At 34.2% G+C, this 21,138-nt stretch carries 17 protein-coding genes; 16 read left to right on the top strand and 1 reads right to left on the bottom strand.

Going from position 1 to position 21,138, the window contains the following annotated elements; all coding sequences use genetic code 11:
• Positions 1-60 precede the first annotated feature (60 nt).
• From M1R53_RS06665 to M1R53_RS06615, 11 genes are all read left to right on the top strand, one after another.
• Positions 61-1,848 (top strand): ABC transporter ATP-binding protein, encoded by a 1,788-nt coding sequence (locus M1R53_RS06665; protein ID WP_249242459.1) that lies wholly within the window; start codon positions 61-63, stop codon positions 1,846-1,848.
• Positions 1,829-3,607: an ABC transporter ATP-binding protein gene (locus M1R53_RS06660; protein WP_249242458.1), complete on the top strand. Its 1,779-nt coding sequence runs from the start codon at positions 1,829-1,831 to the stop codon at positions 3,605-3,607. The genes M1R53_RS06665 and M1R53_RS06660 overlap by 20 nt, the downstream gene beginning before the upstream one ends.
• An 84-nt stretch (positions 3,608-3,691) precedes the next feature.
• Positions 3,692-4,825, top strand: coding sequence for a cysteine desulfurase family protein (locus M1R53_RS06655; protein WP_249242457.1), 1,134 nt, complete (start codon positions 3,692-3,694; stop codon positions 4,823-4,825).
• The gene (gene thiI / locus M1R53_RS06650) at positions 4,822-5,979 is read left to right on the top strand and encodes a tRNA uracil 4-sulfurtransferase ThiI (protein WP_249242456.1); all 1,158 of its coding nucleotides are present in this window, start codon (positions 4,822-4,824) and stop codon (positions 5,977-5,979) included. Before M1R53_RS06655 ends, thiI begins: the two co-directional genes overlap by 4 nt.
• Complete coding sequence (locus tag M1R53_RS06645) at positions 5,976-7,589, top strand: MBL fold metallo-hydrolase RNA specificity domain-containing protein (protein ID WP_249242455.1); 1,614 nt, start codon at positions 5,976-5,978, stop codon at positions 7,587-7,589. The genes thiI and M1R53_RS06645 overlap by 4 nt, the downstream gene beginning before the upstream one ends.
• 10 nt (positions 7,590-7,599) lie before the next feature.
• Entirely contained in the window at positions 7,600-9,381 is a 1,782-nt protein-coding gene (locus tag M1R53_RS06640) for an ABC transporter ATP-binding protein (RefSeq protein WP_249242454.1), read from the top strand.
• 2 nt (positions 9,382-9,383) lie between these two features.
• Positions 9,384-11,204, top strand: coding sequence for an ABC transporter ATP-binding protein (locus M1R53_RS06635; protein ID WP_249242453.1), 1,821 nt, complete (start codon positions 9,384-9,386; stop codon positions 11,202-11,204).
• A complete protein-coding gene (locus tag M1R53_RS06630; protein ID WP_249242452.1) occupies positions 11,191-12,912 on the top strand; it encodes a proline--tRNA ligase in 1,722 nt (573 codons plus the stop codon). Before M1R53_RS06635 ends, M1R53_RS06630 begins: the two co-directional genes overlap by 14 nt.
• Complete coding sequence (gltX, locus tag M1R53_RS06625) at positions 12,905-14,380, top strand: glutamate--tRNA ligase (protein ID WP_019214131.1); 1,476 nt, start codon at positions 12,905-12,907, stop codon at positions 14,378-14,380. The genes M1R53_RS06630 and gltX overlap by 8 nt, the downstream gene beginning before the upstream one ends.
• 142 nt (positions 14,381-14,522) lie before the next feature.
• Positions 14,523-14,804 carry a BrnT family toxin gene (locus M1R53_RS06620; protein ID WP_249242451.1) on the top strand — a complete coding sequence of 94 codons (282 nt, stop codon included), beginning with the start codon at positions 14,523-14,525 and terminating at the stop codon, positions 14,802-14,804.
• 10 nt (positions 14,805-14,814) lie between these two features.
• The gene (locus M1R53_RS06615; protein ID WP_058259494.1) at positions 14,815-15,033 is read left to right on the top strand and encodes a BrnA antitoxin family protein; all 219 of its coding nucleotides are present in this window, start codon (positions 14,815-14,817) and stop codon (positions 15,031-15,033) included.
• Between the two features lie 154 nt (positions 15,034-15,187).
• On the opposite strand, the gene M1R53_RS06610 is transcribed toward M1R53_RS06615, so the two are convergent.
• Positions 15,188-15,583, bottom strand: a complete 396-nt coding sequence (locus tag M1R53_RS06610; protein ID WP_249242450.1) for a hypothetical protein — start codon at positions 15,581-15,583, stop codon at positions 15,188-15,190.
• Between the two features lie 451 nt (positions 15,584-16,034).
• Between M1R53_RS06610 and M1R53_RS06605 the strand changes: the two genes are divergently transcribed.
• The 5 genes from M1R53_RS06605 to M1R53_RS07640 all read left to right on the top strand — a co-directional run bounded on the left by M1R53_RS06605 (position 16,035) and on the right by M1R53_RS07640 (position 21,125).
• Positions 16,035-17,882, top strand: coding sequence for an HsdM family class I SAM-dependent methyltransferase (locus tag M1R53_RS06605; protein ID WP_249242449.1), 1,848 nt, complete (start codon positions 16,035-16,037; stop codon positions 17,880-17,882).
• Entirely contained in the window at positions 17,863-18,933 is a 1,071-nt protein-coding gene (locus M1R53_RS06600) for a restriction endonuclease subunit S (RefSeq protein ID WP_249242448.1), read from the top strand. The genes M1R53_RS06605 and M1R53_RS06600 overlap by 20 nt, the downstream gene beginning before the upstream one ends.
• A 30-nt stretch (positions 18,934-18,963) precedes the next feature.
• Entirely contained in the window at positions 18,964-19,803 is an 840-nt protein-coding gene (locus tag M1R53_RS06595) for a DUF6414 family protein (protein ID WP_249242447.1), read from the top strand.
• On the top strand, positions 19,796-20,920 hold the full coding sequence (locus tag M1R53_RS06590) for an AAA family ATPase (RefSeq protein ID WP_249242446.1): 1,125 nt from the start codon (positions 19,796-19,798) through the stop codon (positions 20,918-20,920). Before M1R53_RS06595 ends, M1R53_RS06590 begins: the two co-directional genes overlap by 8 nt.
• 94 nt (positions 20,921-21,014) lie before the next feature.
• The gene (locus M1R53_RS07640) at positions 21,015-21,125 is read left to right on the top strand and encodes a DUF7675 family protein (RefSeq protein ID WP_428979555.1); all 111 of its coding nucleotides are present in this window, start codon (positions 21,015-21,017) and stop codon (positions 21,123-21,125) included.
• Positions 21,126-21,138 lie beyond the last annotated feature (13 nt).

The raw sequence follows: 21,138 nt of genomic DNA, 5'->3' as shown, positions 1-21,138 counted from the left end.
TATGCTTTAAAATATCTTTGAAGAATAAAATTTATAGGATAAATATATCAGAGGACGTAAATGAAGCATAGTTTTTCTAGCAATATCAAATTTTTAATTAAAAATTGGTTTAAGAAAGATAGTTTTGGGACTATCCTTGTATTTTTGTCGGCTATTGTTACAATAATAATACCGCTTTTTGATGCATATATACTTAAAACGATAACAGCAGCGATTATCGAAGGTCTTGACGCTGAACAATTTATCTTAAGTTTAATCAGTCTATTTATTTTTTACATTTTATTAAAAATTTTAAACACCTGGATGGATACTAGAAATGATTTTTTCCAAACTAGGGTCAGTATGCTCTACGGTGTAGACCTTATCTCTGCTCTTATGGATAAGGATCTACTTGATTTTAAAACAGCAGAGCAAAAATCTTTATTCGAAAGATCGAAGTCCTTTGCTTTTGAAGGAGAACAAGCTGATGGCGCTTGGTCTGCGATTAGACTTTCTAAGCTTATCACATCTTTTTTAGGGTTTTTCGCTTATGCAATTATTTTTTCTTTTCTTAGCTATAAATTAGTTTTAATTATCTTAATTTCAGCACTTATTACAGCCTATTTCCAAGATAGGCTTATGCTATATGGAGACGCAATCACTGATGAGATGGCTAATGAAGAGTCAAGGCACTACTATATGTATAAAGTTTCTTTAGACGATGGCGCACAAAAAGAGATTCGCTTAAACAATGCTCTTTCATGGCTAGTCTATCACCTAGATAAGATATCAAAAGCATATTACTCGCTTCTTCGCGGATGGACTAAAAAAGCTAATCGAGTCTCTTTAGTCGAAGGCATCTTTGGCTTCATCAGAGACTTATTTACATACGTTTTACTTACAAAGAGCGTTCTTAATGAAGAGATAAGTGCAGCGAATTTTATCTTTTATCTAAGCTTAGTAGTTGGTTTTTCAGAGCGGCTAAATAATTTCTCGGGTCATATAAGGTCGCTTAGGAGAATTTCTCTTGTTTGCGACAAGTACAGGACTTTTGTTCAAGACAAGGCAGATCTTAATACTGAAAAAATTATTTTAAAGTCAATAGATGAGATAAAACTAGAAGATGTTTCTTTTGCATATGATGAGGATAATGAAATTTTAAAGAATATTAATCTTACTATCAAAAAAGGTGAGTCAATCGCCATAGTTGGGGAGAATGGCGCTGGCAAAACGACTCTTATTAAGCTTATTACAAAGCTTTTTGATGCTAGCAGCGGCAGGATTTTAATCAATGGCATCGATATTGATCTTTACGATAAAAAGTCTATTTACAAGAGGATAAGCGCTCTCTTCCAAGATTACTTTTTGATGCCGACTACGCTTATTAATAATTTGGATGATAAGCATCAAGATAGGGTTCAGGCAGAAAAGTTTATTGATGAGATGGGTTTAAGTAATAGATTTACTTCACTAGAAAACGGCTTGGATACTGAGCTAATAAATATCGAAGATAATAAAGTAGAAGGTTTTTCTGGCGGCGAAACACAAAAGCTTTTATTCATCAAATCTCTTATGAAAGATAGCGACTTATTGATACTTGATGAGCCAACATCAGCTTTAGATCCGATTGCTGAAGAAAAACTTTATCTAAAGTATAAAGACTTTACTGAGGACAAGATGGCGATATTCATTTCACACAGAATTACATCAACGAGGTTCTGCGACAGAATTATTTACTTAGATGACAAAAGTATTGCCGAACTTGGAACTTATGATGAGCTTATGAACTTAGGCGGAAAATACAAGGCTATGTTTGATATGCAAGCTAAGTATTATAAGGAGAATGAAAATGAAGAAGCAAGTTTATAAAGACATCTACAAAATTAAAAAAAGCATATTGCCAACAGTTTTTCTAAATGCTTTATTATGTGCAGCTGAGCCTTTTATCTTTGTCTACATCTCTGGCTACTTACTAAAATTTATAATCGAAGCTAGAGAAATTAGCTTTATAATAAAATTTTCTGTGGCAGCAGCGGCAATATCCTTTGCACTTCACTATATTAAAAACATCACTGAAAACTATAAGTTAGAGTACGGCGACTATTTAAATACTAATGAAAAAAATATTCTTATTAAAAAATTGTTTTCGCTAGATTTTAAGGACCTTGAAGCTAAAGATACAAAGGACAAAATTTTAAGACACAAAGAAGAAAGTGACGGAATGAGCACCATTTACATGGAAGCGATGTATCAATTTTATAATTTTACTGTTAATATAATCAGCATTATTATAGCAATAGTATCATTAATTAGCTTTTATCCAGCACTATCAAAATCTGTGGATATTAAAGTTTTTGGCTCAAAATATTTTCCTTTGCTAATAATATTTTTAATGCTAGTAATTACTTATGCATTAATCAATTTTAGGAAGAGGGCAGAAGAAAAGAACGAAATCGATAGAGAGACCTATGCGAAAAAATATAAGATTTACGATTATTACATGAGGTTACTCTCTGATTACGAGTCGTTAAAGCAGATTAAAATTTATGACGAGAAGGCTTTTATACTTGATGATATAAACGAGAATTTTGTAAAGAGTGGTCTTGGATTAAGAAAGAAAATTGCAAGAAGAACAGGTTTTAGTGAAGGCATGGATGATCTTTTGCTATCGACGCTTGGAATTTTGTTCTTAATTATGCTTGCCATTAAGGCAAAAGGCGGTCTCTTTGGCGTAGACAAGATTATAATATACTATGGTGCTTTTAAAGCACTTTGTGAAGCAGCAAAGGAGCTTATCAAAACTATTGGCGAAGAAAAAGCACTTGAGCCTAAAATAGCGATTTTGTATGATATACTTAATTTGAAATCTGATAAAAAATTTGAAGTAAAGGAAAAAGATTTTACAGAGACTTTGATTAGTGTAAAGGATTTAGGCTTTTCCTATCCAGATTCAAAAATTACTCAGCTAAAAAATCTTAATCTTGAAATAAGGCGAGGCGAAAAAATTGCAATAGTTGGAGAAAATGGTTCAGGTAAAACGACTTTTGTAAATTTGCTAACAGGTTTATACAAAGCAAATGAAGGTTGCCTTCTTATTGATGGTGATGTATCTTCACTTGATTTTACTGCGAAAAATATTGGAGTAGTGAGTCAAGACTTTTATCTATTTTCATTTAAGCTTGGAGAAAATATTGCCACAAGTGAAAATTATAATGCTGATGAGTGCGAAAGAGTTTTAAAGCTCGCTAATTTTGAAAAAGCTTATGACTTAGAACAATATATATACACAGACATTGACGAAGATGGTGTGGATATCTCTGGCGGTGAAAGCCAAAAAATTGCACTAGCAAGAGCTCTATACAATGATAAGGATATCTTGATATTTGACGAGCCGACATCAAAACTTGATCCAAAGTCTGAGATGAAAATTTTCGAGAGCTTTAATGAGGCAGCTAAGGGCAAGACGGTCATATTCATTTCTCACAGGATGAGTGCTTGTAAATTTGCAAACAGAGTTATTTTATTCCACGACGGCAAGATTATAGATAGCGCACCACATGAAGAATTATTAAAACGAAATGAAAAGTACAAGGAAATGTGGAGTGCACAAGCAAAATATTTTAATTAATTTATATAAGTGATTAAGCAAGTCTTAGTCACTTTTTTATTGCTATTTACTCAGCTTTATAATATAATAGAACTGGTGAGGTTTATGATTTATTTAGATAATTGTGCAACAACAAAAGTATATAAAGAGGCGATGGAAGCGGCGCTTCATGCGTTTGAAGTGACTTATGCTAATCCATCGAGTATACATAAGGCAGGCTTTTTACTAAGGAATGACTTTGAAGAGGCAAGGGAGACTATCAAAAAATTTCTTAATATCAAGTCTGGCGAGATAATTTTTACGTCTTGCGCAAGTGAAGCAAACAACATTATTGTAAATTCGATTAAGGATATAAAGAAAAAGAAAATTTTGACTACGGCGGTGGAGCATCAAGCTATGAACAAGCCTATTGACAATTTAATTGCAAATGGTTTTGAAGTGATTAAAATTCATCCGCATGATGGACAAATCATTTTAGATGACGTTTTAACTAAGCTTGATGATAGTTTTGGCTTTGTTTCACTTATGCATGTCAACAACGAAGTTGGCAGCATCATAGACGTAGAAAATATTGCTCGTGAAGTAAAGAAGCTTTATCCAGATATAATTTTTGCGACTGATGCGGTTCAAGCCTTTGGCAAGCTTCGTATCGATTTAAGCGAAGGAAACATTGATTTTCTGTCGATGTCAGGTCACAAGGTTCACGCACCTAAGGGCATTGGCTGCCTTTACGCACGCGATACTCATTTAGTTAAGCCGCTTATCTATGGAGGCGAGCAAGAATTTTCTCTAAGAGCAGGGACTGAGAATGTTCCAGGCGTTTTAGCTCTAGCTGAAGCGGTTAAAATTTTGGATAAAAATCTTGAAAATAATTATAAATATGTAAATAATTTAAAAAATAAAATGATAGCTAGCCTAAAAGAGCTTGATGGCGTTAACGTTCACTCAGAGGGCGAGGGCTATTCGCCATACGTTATGTCGGTAGCTTTTGATAATATCAAGGCAGAGGTACTAGTTCATATCTTGGAGCAAGATGAGGTCTACATTTCAACGTCTTCTGCTTGCTCATCGAAGCAAAAAAAGCACATGCGCGTACTTGAGGGCTATGGATACAGCGAAAAAGAAGCTGAAGAGACAGTTAGAATTTCATTTTCTGAGATGAATACTGAAGAAGAGGTCTTAAAAGCGGCGGAACTTATTAAAAAAGCGGTTAAATTTATTAGGAGTGTTAAAAAATGATGACAGATAAAGTGTATTTAATCATAAGTGAGGGCGAGATGCACCTAAAGGGCGGCAACAGAAGGTACTTCGAGCAAAAACTTATCTCAAACATCGACAAAAACTTAAAAGATATCGGTTACGACAGCCTTTATAACGATATCGGCAAAATTATTATAGAAGTGGACGATGCAAAATCTGAAAAAGCAATTGAAGCACTAAAAAAAGTTTTTGGCATAGTTTGGATCAGAAAAGCTTATAGATGCGAAAAAGATATTGAAGTGATCAGGCGCCTTGCTATAGACCTAGTTAAAGAAAAAAATTTAAAAGGCACTTTCAAAGCGTCATCCACAAGAGCGGACAAGAAATTCCCGCTTAACTCGATGGAGCTAGCAAGGGAAGTAGGCGCTGCCATACTTACAAATACAGAAGGACTAAAAGTTGATGTGCATACGCCCGAACATGAAGTTTACGTAGACATAAGGAAATTTGCTTACGTTTCAGTAGAGAAGCACAAAGCACTGGGCGGCATGCCAAAGGCGACTAACGGCAAGGCACTTTGCTTACTATCAGGCGGCATAGACAGTCCAGTCGCATTATATATGATGGCGAAGCGCGGCGTTAAGGTCGACGCGATACATTTTCACTCATATCCATTTACCTCGCTGCAAGCACTTGATAAGGTAAAAGGACTTAGAGACATAGTCGCTAGCTACACTGGGGATATAAAATTATATTCATATAATATGCTTGACGCATACACAGCCATCAACCAAAATATGAACGTTTCGTACACAACAGTCGTTTCAAGAAGGATAATGATGCGTGTTGCGAAGAAGCTTGCTCACGACAAGGGCTACGATGCCATCATCACTGGGGAAAATATTGGTCAAGTCGCATCTCAGACAATGTATGGCATTAAAGCGATAGAGGACGCGACAGACATGATTATATTTAGACCGCTCATAGCCTTTGATAAGCTTGACATCATTGACATAGCTAAAAAGATAGGCACTTATGATAAGTCCATAGAGCCTTTCGACGACTGCTGCTCAGTATTTTCGCCAGACCATCCACAAACGAGACCACTTATAGCTGATGTTAAACGCGAAGAAGAAAAGGTAGATATAGACGCAATAGTAGAAGATATTTATAAAAAAGGAGAATTACTATGAAACTAAGTTTTTTAGGCGCGGCACAAGAAGTAACCGGCTCCAACTATTTGCTTGAAGCCTGCGGTAAGAAGATAGTCATAGACTGCGGCATGTTTCAAGGCAGTAAGGACCTTGAAGAGCTGAACAAAAGGCCATTTGACTACAATGTAAAAGACATTGACAAGGTGCTCATCACTCACGCACACATAGATCACATAGGAAGACTTCCTAAGATGGTTAAGGACGGCTACGACGGCGAAGTCATCATGACTAAGGCGACTATGGACCTAGCTCCTGTCATGCTCTACGACTCGGCAAAGATCGGTATGCAAGATGCAGAGACTGAGACTAAGAAGAACCTTCGTCAGGGCCTTGACCCAGTTGAGCCTCTTTACACAGATGTAGACGTTGATGAGACCCTTAAACTACTTAGGGGCTACGCTTATGGTGAAGAAGTAGAGCTCTTTGATGGTATCAAAATCATTTTTAGAGATGCAGGTCATATACTTGGCTCAGCCATTATAGAAATTTATATAAATGAAGATGGCAAAGAGGCGAAACTTGTTTTTTCTGGTGACCTTGGTATGCCAGATAGGCCTCTACTAAAGGATCCGACATTCATTAAGGACGCGGACTACGTCATAATGGAGTCAACTTATGGTAATCGCAATCACGAAGAACTTACGGACAGCACTCAAAAGCTGATTGAGATCATAGATAAAACTGTTGCTAGAGGAGGAACCGTTCTAATACCAAGCTTTGCAGTTGGTAGGAGTCAAGAGCTCGTATACTTATTAAACAAAGAGTTCGAGAAGAGAAAAAATAATAATATAAGAGTTTTTCTTGACTCGCCAATGGCGGTCGACGCGACAGAAGTATTTATGCGTAACTACGATGTTTTGGACGAGGATACACAAAAGCTGCTTAAGTCGGGCGACGATCCACTTATGTTTAAGCACTTAAAGTACATCCGCGAGACAGAGGACTCAAAGGCACTTAATGTGGACGAAGGACCAAAGGTTATCATCGCATCATCAGGCATGATGACAGCAGGCAGAATAAGGCATCACTTAAAGAACTGTCTGTGGGATAAGAGAAACTCGCTTGTTATAGTTGGTTACCAAGCAGAAGGCTCTTTAGGTCGCATTATTCTCAGTGGCGTGAGAAGAGTTAAGCTTTTTGGTCAAATGGTGGACGTGGGTCTAGAAGTTTATGACTTACAAGGTTTTTCTGCACATGCAGATCAAAATATGCTACTAAAGTGGCTAGATGCCTTTGATAATAAGCCTAAGAAAGTATTCTTGGTTCATGGCGAGATCGATGCACAAGAAATTTTAAAGCAAAAGATAATTAGAGACGAAGGCCTTGAGGTATACGCACCAAAGCTTGGCGAAACCATAGACCTAGCTACTGGTGAAAGTGCAAGGATAGAAGTTCATAAGAACAAGCTCGCTGATGAAGAAGAGCTTAAGAAGAGTTTTGACAATCTATTAGCGGCTTTCTCAAACATAGTTAAAAGCTCAAATAAATTATATACGAAGGAAAATTTAAAGAAGAGTAAAAAGCTTAAGGATGCACTTGACGAGGCAGAGCTTGTCTTAGTTAATGTCAATAAAGAGCTTAACTCGTAGGAGGAGAGAAATGAAGTACACAAAAACACTGAAGCGCCTGCTTGGAGACGCGATCAGAACAGACAGGAAGATGATTCTTTACATCTTATTTGCCTGCATCTTAGGGGCCTTTGCTCCACTAGTATTATCCTTAATGCCTAAGCTAATAGTTGGAGTCGTAGAAAATCCTGGTACAGACGCGATTAGAAGGATTTTACTAATCTCACTTGGCTTTTTTGTCTTGGAGTTCTTAGTTGAGGGCGTGAGCCTTTACTGCTCAAATCAAGTACTAACAGTTGCCAATAAAACTAGGTTTGAGCTAATGCACGAGCAAAATAAAAAGATGGCGGCTGCCGACTTTAAGTACATAAGTGATAGATCCATCTTTAAGATGTATGGCATGGCCTTTGAAGCAACAAGCGGTGACTGGGGCGGCGTTGTGGGTACACTTAGAGAGTTTGCGAGAACCGCACCTATAATTCTCTCACTTATACTTATTGGCGGAGTGATTACGGCACTATCACCATTAACAGGAGCCCTACTTCTTTTGTATGCAATAACTTATGCCTACGCACAAAGACAAGCAAACAAAGAAGTAAGAGATAATGATGCTGAGATAAATAAAATAACTGATGAGATTAGATACTACAATAAAACTGCTGGCGACTTTAAATCTGGTAAAGAGATTAGGCTTTTTAACTTAAAAGACATGATACTTAATGCTTACAAAAACGTTATCAATAAGAGAAAGAGTTTTAGCCTAAGTGGCGTACGTAAAACATTTAGAAAGAGCCTTTTATCAGTTTTAATTTTAATTCTTGCACAGGGCATTTTTGCTTATACACTTATACTTAACTTTAAAAACGGCTCTGTTGATACAGGTAGCTTCTTAATGTATCTAACACTTATGCTACAATTTGTATTATTGGCCGACAGAGCCATAGAAGACTACGAGTTTTTTGTTGTTAATCAAACTATTTACGTAGAAAATCTATATGACTTACTTGAAACAGATAAGTTAAATTCAGACCATGGCACTAGAGATAGACTTAGTGGTGCGGTTGATATTGAGTTTAGAAATGTTACTTTTGCTTATCCAAATACAGACAAGAAAGTGCTTGATAATCTAAGCTTTAAGATAGCTAAAAACGAAACTATCGCCCTAGTTGGTAACAATGGTGAGGGTAAGTCAACTATAATCAATTTATTAGTAAGATTATATAGACCGGACGAAGGCGAGATACTTCTTAATGGCGTAAACATCAACGAGTTTAAAGAAGAAGAGCTATATAAGATGTTTGCTTGCATATTCCAACAGGTAAATATCTATCCATATACACTTGGTAATAATATATCGATGCAAGAGACATATGATTTAGAAAGAGCCAAGAGAGCAATTGAGGACGTTGGTCTTAAGGAGCGTATCGAAGAAGAGAAAAACGCTTACGAAAGAAACATGTCTCATGAAGTTGCTAAGGACGCTCTTGAATTATCGGGCGGACAAGAACAAAAGCTTGCCATCTCGAGAGCTGTGTACAAGGACTCACCTATACTTATACTTGATGAGCCAACAGCAAACCTCGATGCACTTGCTGAGCACGAAATTTATTCAAAGCTAAATGACTTAAGAGAGGACAGAACCTCGATATACATCTCACATAGACTTTCATCGACAAAGTTCTGCGATAGAATCATCTTATTAAAGGGAGGAAAGATCTTCGAAGAGGGCACTCACGATGATCTTATGAAGAAGAAGGGTGAATATTACGAAATGTTCACTATACAAGGTAAATACTATACTAAGGAGGCCTAAATATGAAAAACTTTAAAGAACACATGAAGATATATGGTTTCATGATCAAATCAATTTGGGAATACTCCAAGAAAACAGTATTTTTAATCTTATTAGCCTCACTGTCATCAGCAGGACTTTTACTAATAAATGTATTCTTGCCAAAACTAGTTATTGACTCAATAATGAATGGCGGAGGTTTCGAGATAGTGACTTATGTAGTACTTATGGTGCTTGCAAACGTTGTCTTAGCGAAAATTCCTGGCTATGTCAACAACTACATCAACAACGTAGACCTTCCTGGCGTGCAACAAAGAATTCGTTACAATATATGCGAAAAGACTATGAAGCTTGATTATTCAATGCTTGAGAACAAAGACTATATGAATCTTAAGGACCAAGCGGACTTCATCATGAGCACTCAATCACCTCTAGCAAACTTCACTCAAGTAGCGGCGGAAGTCTTTGTTTCATTCGTTGTTGTAATCTTCTTAGCAGTCATTGCTTTTAGCTTCTCCTGGGTTTTAGGAGTAATACTTCTTCTAGTAGCTTGCCTAAACTTTGTCATAGGCGCTTGGGCTAACAAGAAGATGGGTGACTTCCTAGCTTCACTTGAAGATATAAACAGAAAATTTTCTGCTTACATGAATATTATTTATGACAATAGCAAGATGATGGATGTAAAGCTATTCACCATGCATAACTTGGTCAATGGATCCATATATAAATTAATGAAAGACATAAGCGCAGGTATAGCGAATATGTATACCATAAACTCACTTTCATTCTTTTTTAGTGGTATCTTAGACGGCGTATCGAGAGCTTTAAGCTACATCTATATATCAGTAAGAGCCGTATCGAATGTTTTTGGCCCGCAAATCTCAATCGGTTCCTTCGCTTTATACACATCGGCCTTTGTTAACTTCAACCAAAGAGTTAGAATCATCTCGCAAAATTATGTTAACATGATTATGATGAGGAACATGACAGAGCCTTACTATAGATTTATGATGCTACCAGAAGAAAAGGCAAAAGAATATGAATATGAAATGCCTAAGTCCATTGACACGATTGAGTTTAAAGACGTTTGGTTCAAGTACCCAAGCTCTGAAGACTACGTTTTAAAGAATTTATCCTTTAAGATTAATAAGGGCGAAAAGATTTCTATAGTTGGTCTTAATGGTGCTGGCAAGACTACCATCATCAAGTTAATGACTAGGTTATATGAGCCAACAAAGGGCGAGATACTGCTTAATGGCCTTGAGATAAATAAGATAAAGATGGATGAGTACCAAAAACTTATCTCCGTTGTGTTCCAAGACTATAATATATATAATTTCCCTGTGGCAGAGACGGTTGCATCAAAGACTGATTACGACAGAGAAAAAGTTGTGAAAGTATTGAAAGATATTGATATATATGATAAAATTAATTCGTTAAGTAGCGGTATGGACACAAAGGTCTCCATGGGCTACTCTGAAACGGGAGAAAAACTATCGCAAGGACAGTTCCAAAAGCTAGCAATTGCAAGAAGCTTGTACAAGGACAGCGAGCTAGTTATACTTGACGAGCCAACATCGGCACTTGACCCGAAGAGCGAGGCGGAGATTTACGAGAACTTCAACTACCTTGTTAAGGAGAAGACATCGATATACATTTCACACAGAATGAGTTCGTCGATATTCTGCGATAGAATTTTGTTAATAAATAACGGTACTGTAGAAGATTTTGACACGCATCACAATCTAATGCAAAAGACAGACAGCCTTTACTACAAGATGTTCAACGCGCAAAAAGAAAACTACGAGTACCAAGAGGAGGAAAAAAGCTATGAGAATGAGTAAAATGTTTTTTAAAACATTGAGAGAGGATCCTAGCGAAGCAGAGATTGCATCACACAAGTTACTATTAAGAGGCGGCTTTATCAAGAAGAGCGCCTCAGGAATTTATTCATACATGAACCTTGGCTATAGAGTAATCAGAAAGATTGAACAGATAGTTAGAGAAGAGATGGACTCACACGACGCTCAAGAGATCAACATGAGTGCTGTTCAGCCAAGAGAGCTTTGGGAAGAGTCAGGTAGATGGGACACCTTCGGACCAGAGATGTTTAAGCTAAAGGACAGAAACGACAGAGAATTCTGTCTTGCGCCAACAGCCGAAGAGTTTTTCACAGACCTTATAAGAAGCGATGTGAACTCATATAAAAAGCTGCCAATAAATATCTACCAAATCAAAACTAAGTACAGAGACGAGAAGAGACCGAGATTTGGTATCAATAGAGCGAGAGAGTTTTTGATGAAAGACGCTTACTCCTTTGACAAGACTCAAGAGGATATGGTAGCCAGCTATAAGAACATGTGGGAAGCTTATGAAAATATCTATGACAGACTTGAACTTGATTACAGGATAGTTAGAGGCGACTCAGGCGCCATCGGTGGTAACGAGTCACACGAGTTCACTGCTTTATCAGACGTTGGTGAAGGCGTGATCACATATTGCGATAGCTGCGATTTTTCAGCGACTGATGAAAAAGCAGAAGTAGCTTATAATTATGACAATAGTAATGAAGATATAAAAGAGCTTGAAAAAGTTGAGACAAAAGGCGTTAAAACTATTGACGATCTAGCAAAACTTTTAAAAGTTGATAAAGATAGATGCCTTAAAGCAGTTGACCTAATGGTTAAGGGAGAAAGAATCGTTGTATTCATACCAGGATCAAGAGAGCTTAACCTAACAAAATTAATAAAGCATCTTGGCTGCGCAGAGCACGAGATAGAAATGATGGGCGACGAAGACATCAAGTCCATGGGTTCCTTCCCAGGCTATACTGGTCCTATCGGTCTAAAAGCAGACAGACTTATAGCCGATGAAAGAGTTAAAAACATCAAAAATGCTATTATAGGTGCTAACGAAGAAAATTATCACTATATGAACTATAATATTAGTGACAATGAAAAATTTGAATTCGTAGACGATTTACTAATGATAGCTGAGGGCGATGTGTGTCCTAAGTGCGGCGGCAAACTTGAGTTCAAGAGAGGCATCGAAGTCGGAAACATCTTCCAACTTGGTCAAAAGTACTCAAAATCAATGAAGGCAACATTCTTGGATGAGAATGGCAAGGACGAATACTTTTGGATGGGCTGCTACGGCGTTGGCATTTCAAGAACAGTATCTGCCATAGTTGAGCAAAACAACGACGAAAAGGGCATCATCTGGCCGATATCATCATGTCCATACGAAGCCATCGTAACAATAGTCAATGTAAAAGACGAAGAGCAAAATAAACTTGCTGAAGAAATTTATCAAAAACTATTGGCGGAGAAGGTCGAAGTGCTTCTTGATGATAGAGCAGAAAGAGCCGGCGTTAAGTTTAACGACAGAGACCTAATCGGTATACCTCTAAGAATTACAGTAGGTAAGCTTGCTAGCGAAGGCAAGGTTGAGTACTCAACTCGTCGTGAGATGGAAAATGAAGAGATAGATGCTAGCGAAGCTATTAACAAGATCATTGCATATATAAAGGAAAGGAAGAATAATCGTGGATAAAAAAGTTAGAGTAAGATTTGCACCGTCGCCAACAGGTTTTGTGCACATAGGCTCATTAAGAACAGCGCTATATAACTATTTATTTGCTGAAAAGATGGGCGGCGACTTCATCTTAAGAATTGAAGACACAGACAGAACACGTTATGTCGAAGGCGCTATAGAAAACTTGATAAACTCACTTCACTGGGCTGGTATACACTACAGCGAAGGCGTTTTTATTGAAGATGGCAAAGTAGTTCAAAAAGGTGACTACGGTCCATATATACAATCAGAAAGACTTGATATATATAGAAAATATGTTGATCAGCTAATCGAAGAAGGCAAGGCATACTACTGCTTCTGCGATAAGGAAAGACTTGATAGAATCAGAGAAGAAAGACAAATTAAAGGCCTTATACCAAAGTATGATGGCTTCTGTAGAAATATTCCTCTTGATGAAGCAAAGAAAAGAGTGGCAAATGGCGAGCCATACGTAGTTAGACTAAAATTACCAAAGGATACAGACATAACATTCCACGACGTAGTTAGAGGCGACATCACAATCAACACAGAAGATATAGATGATCAAGTACTACTAAAGTCTGACGGTTTCCCAACATATCACATGGCAGTCGTAGTTGACGACCACCTAATGGGTATAACACACATCGTTAGAGGGGAAGAGTGGCTACCATCTACACCAAAGCACGTATTTTTATACGAGGCACTTGGATGGGAAAAGCCAGAGTACGTTCACTTACCAACAGTACTTAACAAAGATAGAAAGAAATTATCAAAGAGACAAGGCGACGTATCAGTAGAAGACTTCAAAGACAAAGGCTATTTGCCAGAAGCGTTAAATAACTACTTAGCACTAGTTGGCTGGTCACCAGAAGATAATAAAGAAATATTTACCATGGATGAGCTAATCAAAGAATTCTCCTTCGAAAGAGTTTCTAAGACAGGCGGTATCTTTGATAAGGACAAACTTGATTGGGTTAACGCACAATTCTTAAGAAATCAAGATATAAATGTATTACGAGAAGAAGCAAGCGAAGAACTAATTAAGGCAGGACTAATCACAGAAGATTTTGCGAAAAATAATAAAGAGTATATGGAAGTTTTAATCGATACACTTAAGGACTCCATCTCACTAATGACAGAATTGCCAGAAAAGGCAAAATTCATATTTGAAGAGCTTCCACTTGCAGATGAAACAAAAGAGTTTCTTGAAGGCGAAAACGCAGAGAACGCAAAAGTACTTGCAAACGCAATCGAAGAAGAGCTTTCATCAGTAGACGAAATCACACTTGATTACGCCAAGACATTCATGAAGAGCATACAAAAGAAGACAGGCATCAAAGGCAAAAACCTTTATATGCCAGTTAGAGCGATGATTTCCTTCTCAGTACACGGACCAGAAATGGATAGGATACTTTACTTATTAGGTAAGGAAAAGATATTCAAGAGATTAGATAAATTTAAATAAGATAATAGAAAAATGATTATGGGCTTTGCTAGATGCAGAGCCCATTTTTTATGAAATTGAATATAATAAAATAAACACTTGACAACAAATTATAAAACAATTATAATATAATTATAGAATAGGTATAAAAGGAAGTAAATATATGAAATTTGAATGGGACGAAAATAAAAATGAAATAAATAAAAAGAAACATGGAATTTCTTTTGAAGATGTAGAATCGGTTTTTTCAGATTTTTCTGCAATTATATTTGATGATCCTGATCATTCAGAAACTGAAGAGCGTTTTTTAATCATAGGAATGAGTTTGCGAAAAGGAATTTGTATTGTTGGTCACTGTTACAGAAATAATGAAAACATTATAAGAATTATATCCGCAAGAAAAGCTACAAAGAATGAACAAATGATATATATTAATGGTATTTAGGAGGTATAAAATGAGAGAAGAATACGATATAAAAAATTTAAATCCAAGAGAAAACATTTATGCTGAGCAAATTGCAAAAAAGCAAATAACAATAAATCTAAATGAAACAGTTATAAGTTATTTTAAAGACCAAGCTAAAAGCACAGGTATACCATATCAAACTTTAATCAATTTATATCTTGAAGATTGTGTCGCAAATAATAAAAGCTTAAAAATGACTTGGAAGTAAATCTAAAATTATAGAAAGAAGTAGGGGAGACTCTACTTCTTTTTCTTTGAAAAAAAATTTATAATAGAAATATACATACAATACATTTGCATAAAAGAAAAAGTTTTAGCTGTGGATCAATTGACCCTAGGCTAAAACTTTTTTATTGCTTTATTTACTTTACTTCAAATTTAATGACGCCTTTAGCATCAAGAGCTTTAATAATTACTTTAGTCTTAATACTTTGACCTTTTTCTACATATCCAATAATTGTTTCCTCATGTTCGTTGCCATCAAAGTCATTGTATTTCATCATTAAAATTCCCTCATGAAATGTATCATTATAACTTATCTTTATAGTTTTCTTTTCATTAGCTTCTAAACTAACTTCATAAAATGTCTCTTCATTTGATAAAAATAAATTTAAATCATTTACTTTTTCTGTACTTTCATTTTTGATTGTAAGCGTAATAAGTTCTTCATGTTTAGAATTCATTAAGTAATAAGCTAGTAAAACTATAACAACTAAAGCTAGAATTATAAAAATTTTGTTCTTTAAACTTTTATTCATATAGCATCACTCCTATGAATTTATTTTATCATAGAATTGTTAATAAAGAGTAAAGAAAATATTACAATTTATTAATTTACTATTTTTAAGAGACCAAGAGTGTAACAAATAATTAACTTTAGGTAAATGAATGGTTGGGCCATTTAGTAAAATTATATCTTTAAGAAGTTAAGAAAATATGGTATAATAAAGATAAATAGAATTACATTTATAAATTGCAGTAAAAATAAGCTTATATAAAACTTTGGCAGGATTATAGTTAAAATGTATATATTTTGCTGAAAATCTTCAAAGGACATAAATTGATGTTCAATGTAATAATAATGTCAATAGTAAAGGTTTAAAAGTATTTTGAAAATTTTCTATGTTTTTGATTGTAGATTCAAAATAGTATGGATTATGTGAGGTGATAAAATGAATAGATACGAAATTATTCAAAAAAATAGGTGACATGTATCAGATTGGTAATACTGAATCAGGAGAATTTAGTTATGTTCAAGCACTTAAAACAGTTGGAAAAAATATAAAAGATTACCAAAAAGGAGACACAGATACAAACCATCAATACTTAGACATAAGATTTGAAAATGATAGATTAGTTATTTTAGTAGAAACAAAAAATAGCTTCAGCAGATGGGATCATAATAAAATTAGAAAACAATTACAAGACTATGTAAGGTACGAAAAAGCTTATTCTGATAAAAAAATAATTGCTATGTTAATAGAAACAGATGGAGATGATATATGGGTTTGGCATGGACAATCAGTAATTATTGATGAAGAGCATAGAAAAAAAGAAGAAACTGTTTTAAAATCTTTTGAAGAATATGAGAATATAGTTTTTGGCAAAGTTAATGATAAAATTAAAGTTGTTGATTCAATAAAGGTTTTGAATGAAATGTTACATTCTGATGGCGTAAATGAGAAATTAAGAAGTCAGTTTGTTGGTACATGCTTATTAGCATTAAAAAATGGACTTTCATATAAAAATTTAAAACCAACATTGGATCCTAATACTGGAAAAGATTTAAGTCAAGAAAAAATAATAATAAAAGATATAAAAAATATTCTGTCAGGCTTGTTATCTAAAAATAATGATGTGGATACTCTAAATAAAGCTGGCAAATTATCTGTATTAAGCAGTAAGGTGCTAGATGATCAAGATATAGCTAGTTTAACATATGATGAATTGCAAAAAATATTGGAATTTATAGACAACAATATAATTCCTTTTATTAATGATTCAAATACTGCAGGACAAGATTTATTAAATCTATTCTTTACAACATTTAATAAATATGTTGGTAAATCAGATAAGAATCAGGCATTTACACCAGATCACATTTGTGATTTTATGTGTAAAGCTGTAGGAGTAAATAAAAACTCGCGAATTTTAGATCCATGTTCTGGAAGCGGGGCTTTTTTAGTAAGAGCAATGACAGATGCAATGGATGATTGCGATACAGAAGAAGAACGTGAAGAAGTAAAAAGAAATCAAATTTTTGGTATTGAATATGAAGATGGAGCCTTTGGTCTATCATCAACAAATATGTTGATTCATGGAGATGGCAATTCAAATGTTATCCAAGCTTCTATGTTTGAAAGAGGAGAATGGATTAAAGATAAAAATATAAATATTGTTTTAATGAATCCACCATACAATGCCACTAGAAAATTCTGCGATCCAGAATATGTTAAAACTTGGGGGTCTAGTAAAAAAGAAGATCCTTCTAAAGGCTTCCATTTTGTAGAATATATAGCAAGGCACATACCAGCTAACTCAAAAATAGCAGTACTATTACCAATGCAAGCTGCTATTGGAAATAGTGGAGATGTGAAAAAATTTAAAAAGAAAATGCTAGATAATTACACTTTAGAAGCAGTTTTTTCATTGCCAAATGAAATATTTTATCCGGGTGCTGCCGCTATAGCTTGCTGTATGATTTTTGATTTATCTCAAAAGCATGAAAGATCTAATAAGGAAACTTTTTTTGGATATTTTAAAGATGATAAATTTATAAAAAGGAAAGGACTAGGTAGGGTTGAAAAAACAGATAGCGACGGGAATAGTTTGTGGGTAAGCACAAAAGATGAATGGCTTGACTTATATAAAAATAAAAAAGAAGTGCCGGGATTATCTGTTATGAAGAAAGTGACTTGGAAAGATGAGTGGTTGGCCGAGGCTTATATGGAAACTGATTATACTAAGCTTACACCGCAAGATTTTCAAAATGTATTAAACAGTTATCTTTCTTATTTAGTAAAAGAAGGTCATGTGTATGAAAATCAATGTAAATAATTGGAAACTCATTCAATTAAAAGAGCTATTTATTATTCGTCCTACGAAATCTTATAAAAATATGAGCAAAGAAGAATTAGACGATGGAGGGCAAACACCATTTGTTGTAAATTCTGCAGTAAATAATGGCATAGGTGGGTATAGCTCATTGGATCCAACAGAAGATGGAGGAATTATAACATTTAGTGACACTACGAATGGAGATACATTTTTTTATCAAAGAAATAACTTTATCGGGTTTTCTCATGTCCAGGGTATGTATCCCACTACAAGAGAATGGAATGAGCATGAACTGATATTCCTTGTATCATTATTAAATTTTCATAATAGAGGGAGGTATAACTATGGTAGAAAAATGACTAGAGAAAACATATTAAATACCTCATTGCTAATGCCAGTAACAGTTAATGGTGAGATTGATTTTAACTATATGTCTAATTTTATTAAAAGATTAAGATATAAAGAGATAATAACAAAAAATAAAAAGCAAGAAAATATTAATAGCGTTGAGAATTGGAAAGAATTTTACTTACACAAATTATTTAAGATATCTATGGGAAATGGTATAGATGCAATAGCTACAACAAATGATAATCCAAAGTACAATTATGTATCACGCGATAGTAGCGGAAACGGTGTTGTAGGATTTGTTGATGAAGTTGAAGGACAAAAACCATTTCCTGCTGGTGCCATGTCATTAGCTCTAGGTGGTAGTTTTTTAGGATCTTGTTTCATACAAAAAGAACCTTTTTATACAGCACAAAATGTAGGGATATTGCAAGAGAAAGAACCACTTAGTATTCACACAAAATTATTTATCTCGACTCTGATAAGGAATGAGTGCAAAATAAAATATCAGGCTTTTGGAAGAGAATTAAACTCACATTTTAGAAAAGATTTTACAATAAAATTACCAGTTTTGATGAATGATAATGACTATGTATTTGATAAAAACAAAAAGTATTCTAATGAGGGTTACATCCCTGATTGGAAATATATGGAAAACTATATGAAAAGCTTGCCTTATGGTGATAGAATTGATGAAGATTAGAAGAAGTATTATTTTTTATTGGAGGGCTACATGGTAAATACAAGTCAGAAAACTCAATTGTGTAAAATTATATATTTTGATGATGATTCAATCACAGATTATCTTCAATTAATGTACGGTGGAAGTCTTGAAAAAACAACAGAGTTATTAAAATCAGCCGCGAACAAAGGGAATGCTGGTGTGGATACATCTGCTAGTATTGGATTTGGTGGTCTAATAAAAGCATTAGTAGGCTGGAAAGCAGAAGTTGGCGTGACAGCATCAGCAGGACTAAGTTTTAATAGTGAAAAAATGGTAAAAAATATCATAAAAAATACTATTCTTACTGATTTTGTTAATGCACTAGAAGAAAATGAGAATAAGATAGCTGTTTCCAAATTACCAAAAGGGACAATAAAAAAATTCAGTGGATATAAAATCACAGCAGAGAAAGATTCTTTGTCCTATTTCGTAATGGTTTCACCTTATATGAATATGTTTCAATCTGGAAGCACTATTCCTAGTGGCGAATTTAGCATTTCATTGGAGAAACTTGATAGTGTTTTAAGAAATGCAAAGGGTTATTACGAATTTGTTGGAACTAAAGGAAATAGTAAAGTAATTTTAAGATTTAATATTAGCGCTTTTAAAAATAATTATATGATTAGTGATTTGCTAAAAATGAATTTAAGTATTTTTGCTATTAAAGTTGGTGATACAACATTGGATATGCTTAATATTAACGAAGAGTTAAATCTTGATTTAACAAATAGTGTAGTTGATAATCCATCATATGAAGAAAGTAATAGAGATAACGGTCAATATACTAATTCATCTAAAAAACTTCCAGTTTTTGATGTGCTATTAGCTGGAGTTGAGTCAAATGATTAATAGAATTATTATATTTAAAGGGAGCAAAAAAGATTTTGAAGAATTATTATCTGAAATTTTAGGTAATGGTTCTTATATGCCTTTTATGGAACTAATACAAAAATACAATGCTAGGTTAAGACCGAATGAATCTGGTGTTAGAGAACGGGAGTTAGGAAGAAAAATATCTGTTGAAGCTTGTGTAGTAAAGGCAGATGATTATGCATCAGTGCTACCTCATGTTTTATCGAACTTTTCAAATATTATTAATTTAAACTGCAATATTGATTGTCTTCTAGTTCATAATCCTCCGAGACGAGTAGAGGAATCTTTAAAAGCATATGATGAAAGTATAATTGAATATAAATTTTCAGAATACCAAGAAATATCTAAGAAAAAACTTAAGGAGATTTACAAACAATTAAATAAAGACATTCTTGGACAAGTTGATTGTAAAAAATCAATAATAACAGGATTGTATAGGTTATTAAAAGAGCAAGTGAATAATCCAGTTGTATTAATGTTTTATGGGTATTCTGGAGTTGGTAAAACTGAAAGTGCTAAAAGTATAAGTAATTCATTAGGTGGAAACTTATTAAGAATTCAATTTTCAATGATGCAAACAATTGAAGCTTATAATTATGTATTTGGGTCTGAACACTCAAATAATAGTTTAGCAAAAGATATGCTTTTAAGAGAGTCTAACGTTATACTAATTGATGAATTTGATAAAGTAGACTGTGGGTTTTATAATGCTTTTTATGAGCTTTTTGATGAGGGTAGGTATGTAGATACCAATTATGACGTAGATTTAAAAAACACAATTTTTATATGTACTTCAAACTTTATGAATGAAGAAAAAATTAAAGAGAGTTTAGGGCCAGCAATGTTTTCGAGATTTTCTGAGTGTATACAATTTGATCAATTAGATAAAGAACAAAAAATTGAAATTGTTAACAATTGGTACGATGAAGTATTGAGTAAATTAGATGATGATGAAAAGAATATAATTAAAAAAACAGATATCGTGCAATGGTTTATGGATAATGTCGAGAGATATGATAATATAAGAATATTAAAAACAAAACTAGAAAATGCTATATATCATAAATTATCAGAAGAATATATTTTTTCTTAGATGATAACTTAAAATTCATCTAAGATTATAGTTTACATTTTATTATTTAATCTACTTATAATAGGCATTACTGAGATTTGTATGAAAATTATGGATAAGAACAGAAAATGAATATAATTTTTTTAGAGATTATCCCTACAAATTAAGTAAAGAAGAAAAAGAAATATTTGATAAAGAAAATCCTCATTGGGTTGGCTTTTTTTAAGAATATAACAAAA

Source organism: Fenollaria massiliensis, from assembly GCF_023347705.1.
Lineage (GTDB): Bacteria > Bacillota > Clostridia > Tissierellales > Peptoniphilaceae > Fenollaria > Fenollaria massiliensis.
Note: the sequence above shows the minus strand (reverse complement) of the source record. Positions and strands in the feature narration are given on the sequence as shown.

Excerpts from the sequence above, each read along its gene's own strand:
- M1R53_RS06610 (WP_249242450.1), bottom strand. The coding sequence starts at position 15,583 with ATGAATAAAAGTTTAAAGAACAAAATTTTTATAATTCTAGCTTTAGTT.
- M1R53_RS06590 (WP_249242446.1), top strand. The coding sequence starts at position 19,796 with ATGATTAATAGAATTATTATATTTAAAGGGAGCAAAAAAGATTTTGAA.
- M1R53_RS06630 (WP_249242452.1), top strand. The coding sequence starts at position 11,191 with ATGAGAATGAGTAAAATGTTTTTTAAAACATTGAGAGAGGATCCTAGC.
- M1R53_RS06600 (WP_249242448.1), top strand. The coding sequence starts at position 17,863 with ATGAAAATCAATGTAAATAATTGGAAACTCATTCAATTAAAAGAGCTA.
- M1R53_RS06615 (WP_058259494.1), top strand. The coding sequence starts at position 14,815 with ATGAGAGAAGAATACGATATAAAAAATTTAAATCCAAGAGAAAACATT.
- M1R53_RS06660 (WP_249242458.1), top strand. The coding sequence starts at position 1,829 with ATGAAGAAGCAAGTTTATAAAGACATCTACAAAATTAAAAAAAGCATA.
- M1R53_RS06665 (WP_249242459.1), top strand. The coding sequence starts at position 61 with ATGAAGCATAGTTTTTCTAGCAATATCAAATTTTTAATTAAAAATTGG.
- M1R53_RS06595 (WP_249242447.1), top strand. The coding sequence starts at position 18,964 with ATGGTAAATACAAGTCAGAAAACTCAATTGTGTAAAATTATATATTTT.
- thiI (WP_249242456.1), top strand. The coding sequence starts at position 4,822 with ATGATGACAGATAAAGTGTATTTAATCATAAGTGAGGGCGAGATGCAC.
- M1R53_RS06645 (WP_249242455.1), top strand. The coding sequence starts at position 5,976 with ATGAAACTAAGTTTTTTAGGCGCGGCACAAGAAGTAACCGGCTCCAAC.
- M1R53_RS06655 (WP_249242457.1), top strand. The coding sequence starts at position 3,692 with ATGATTTATTTAGATAATTGTGCAACAACAAAAGTATATAAAGAGGCG.
- M1R53_RS06620 (WP_249242451.1), top strand. The coding sequence starts at position 14,523 with ATGAAATTTGAATGGGACGAAAATAAAAATGAAATAAATAAAAAGAAA.
- M1R53_RS06605 (WP_249242449.1), top strand. The coding sequence starts at position 16,035 with ATGTATCAGATTGGTAATACTGAATCAGGAGAATTTAGTTATGTTCAA.
- M1R53_RS06640 (WP_249242454.1), top strand. The coding sequence starts at position 7,600 with ATGAAGTACACAAAAACACTGAAGCGCCTGCTTGGAGACGCGATCAGA.
- M1R53_RS06635 (WP_249242453.1), top strand. The coding sequence starts at position 9,384 with ATGAAAAACTTTAAAGAACACATGAAGATATATGGTTTCATGATCAAA.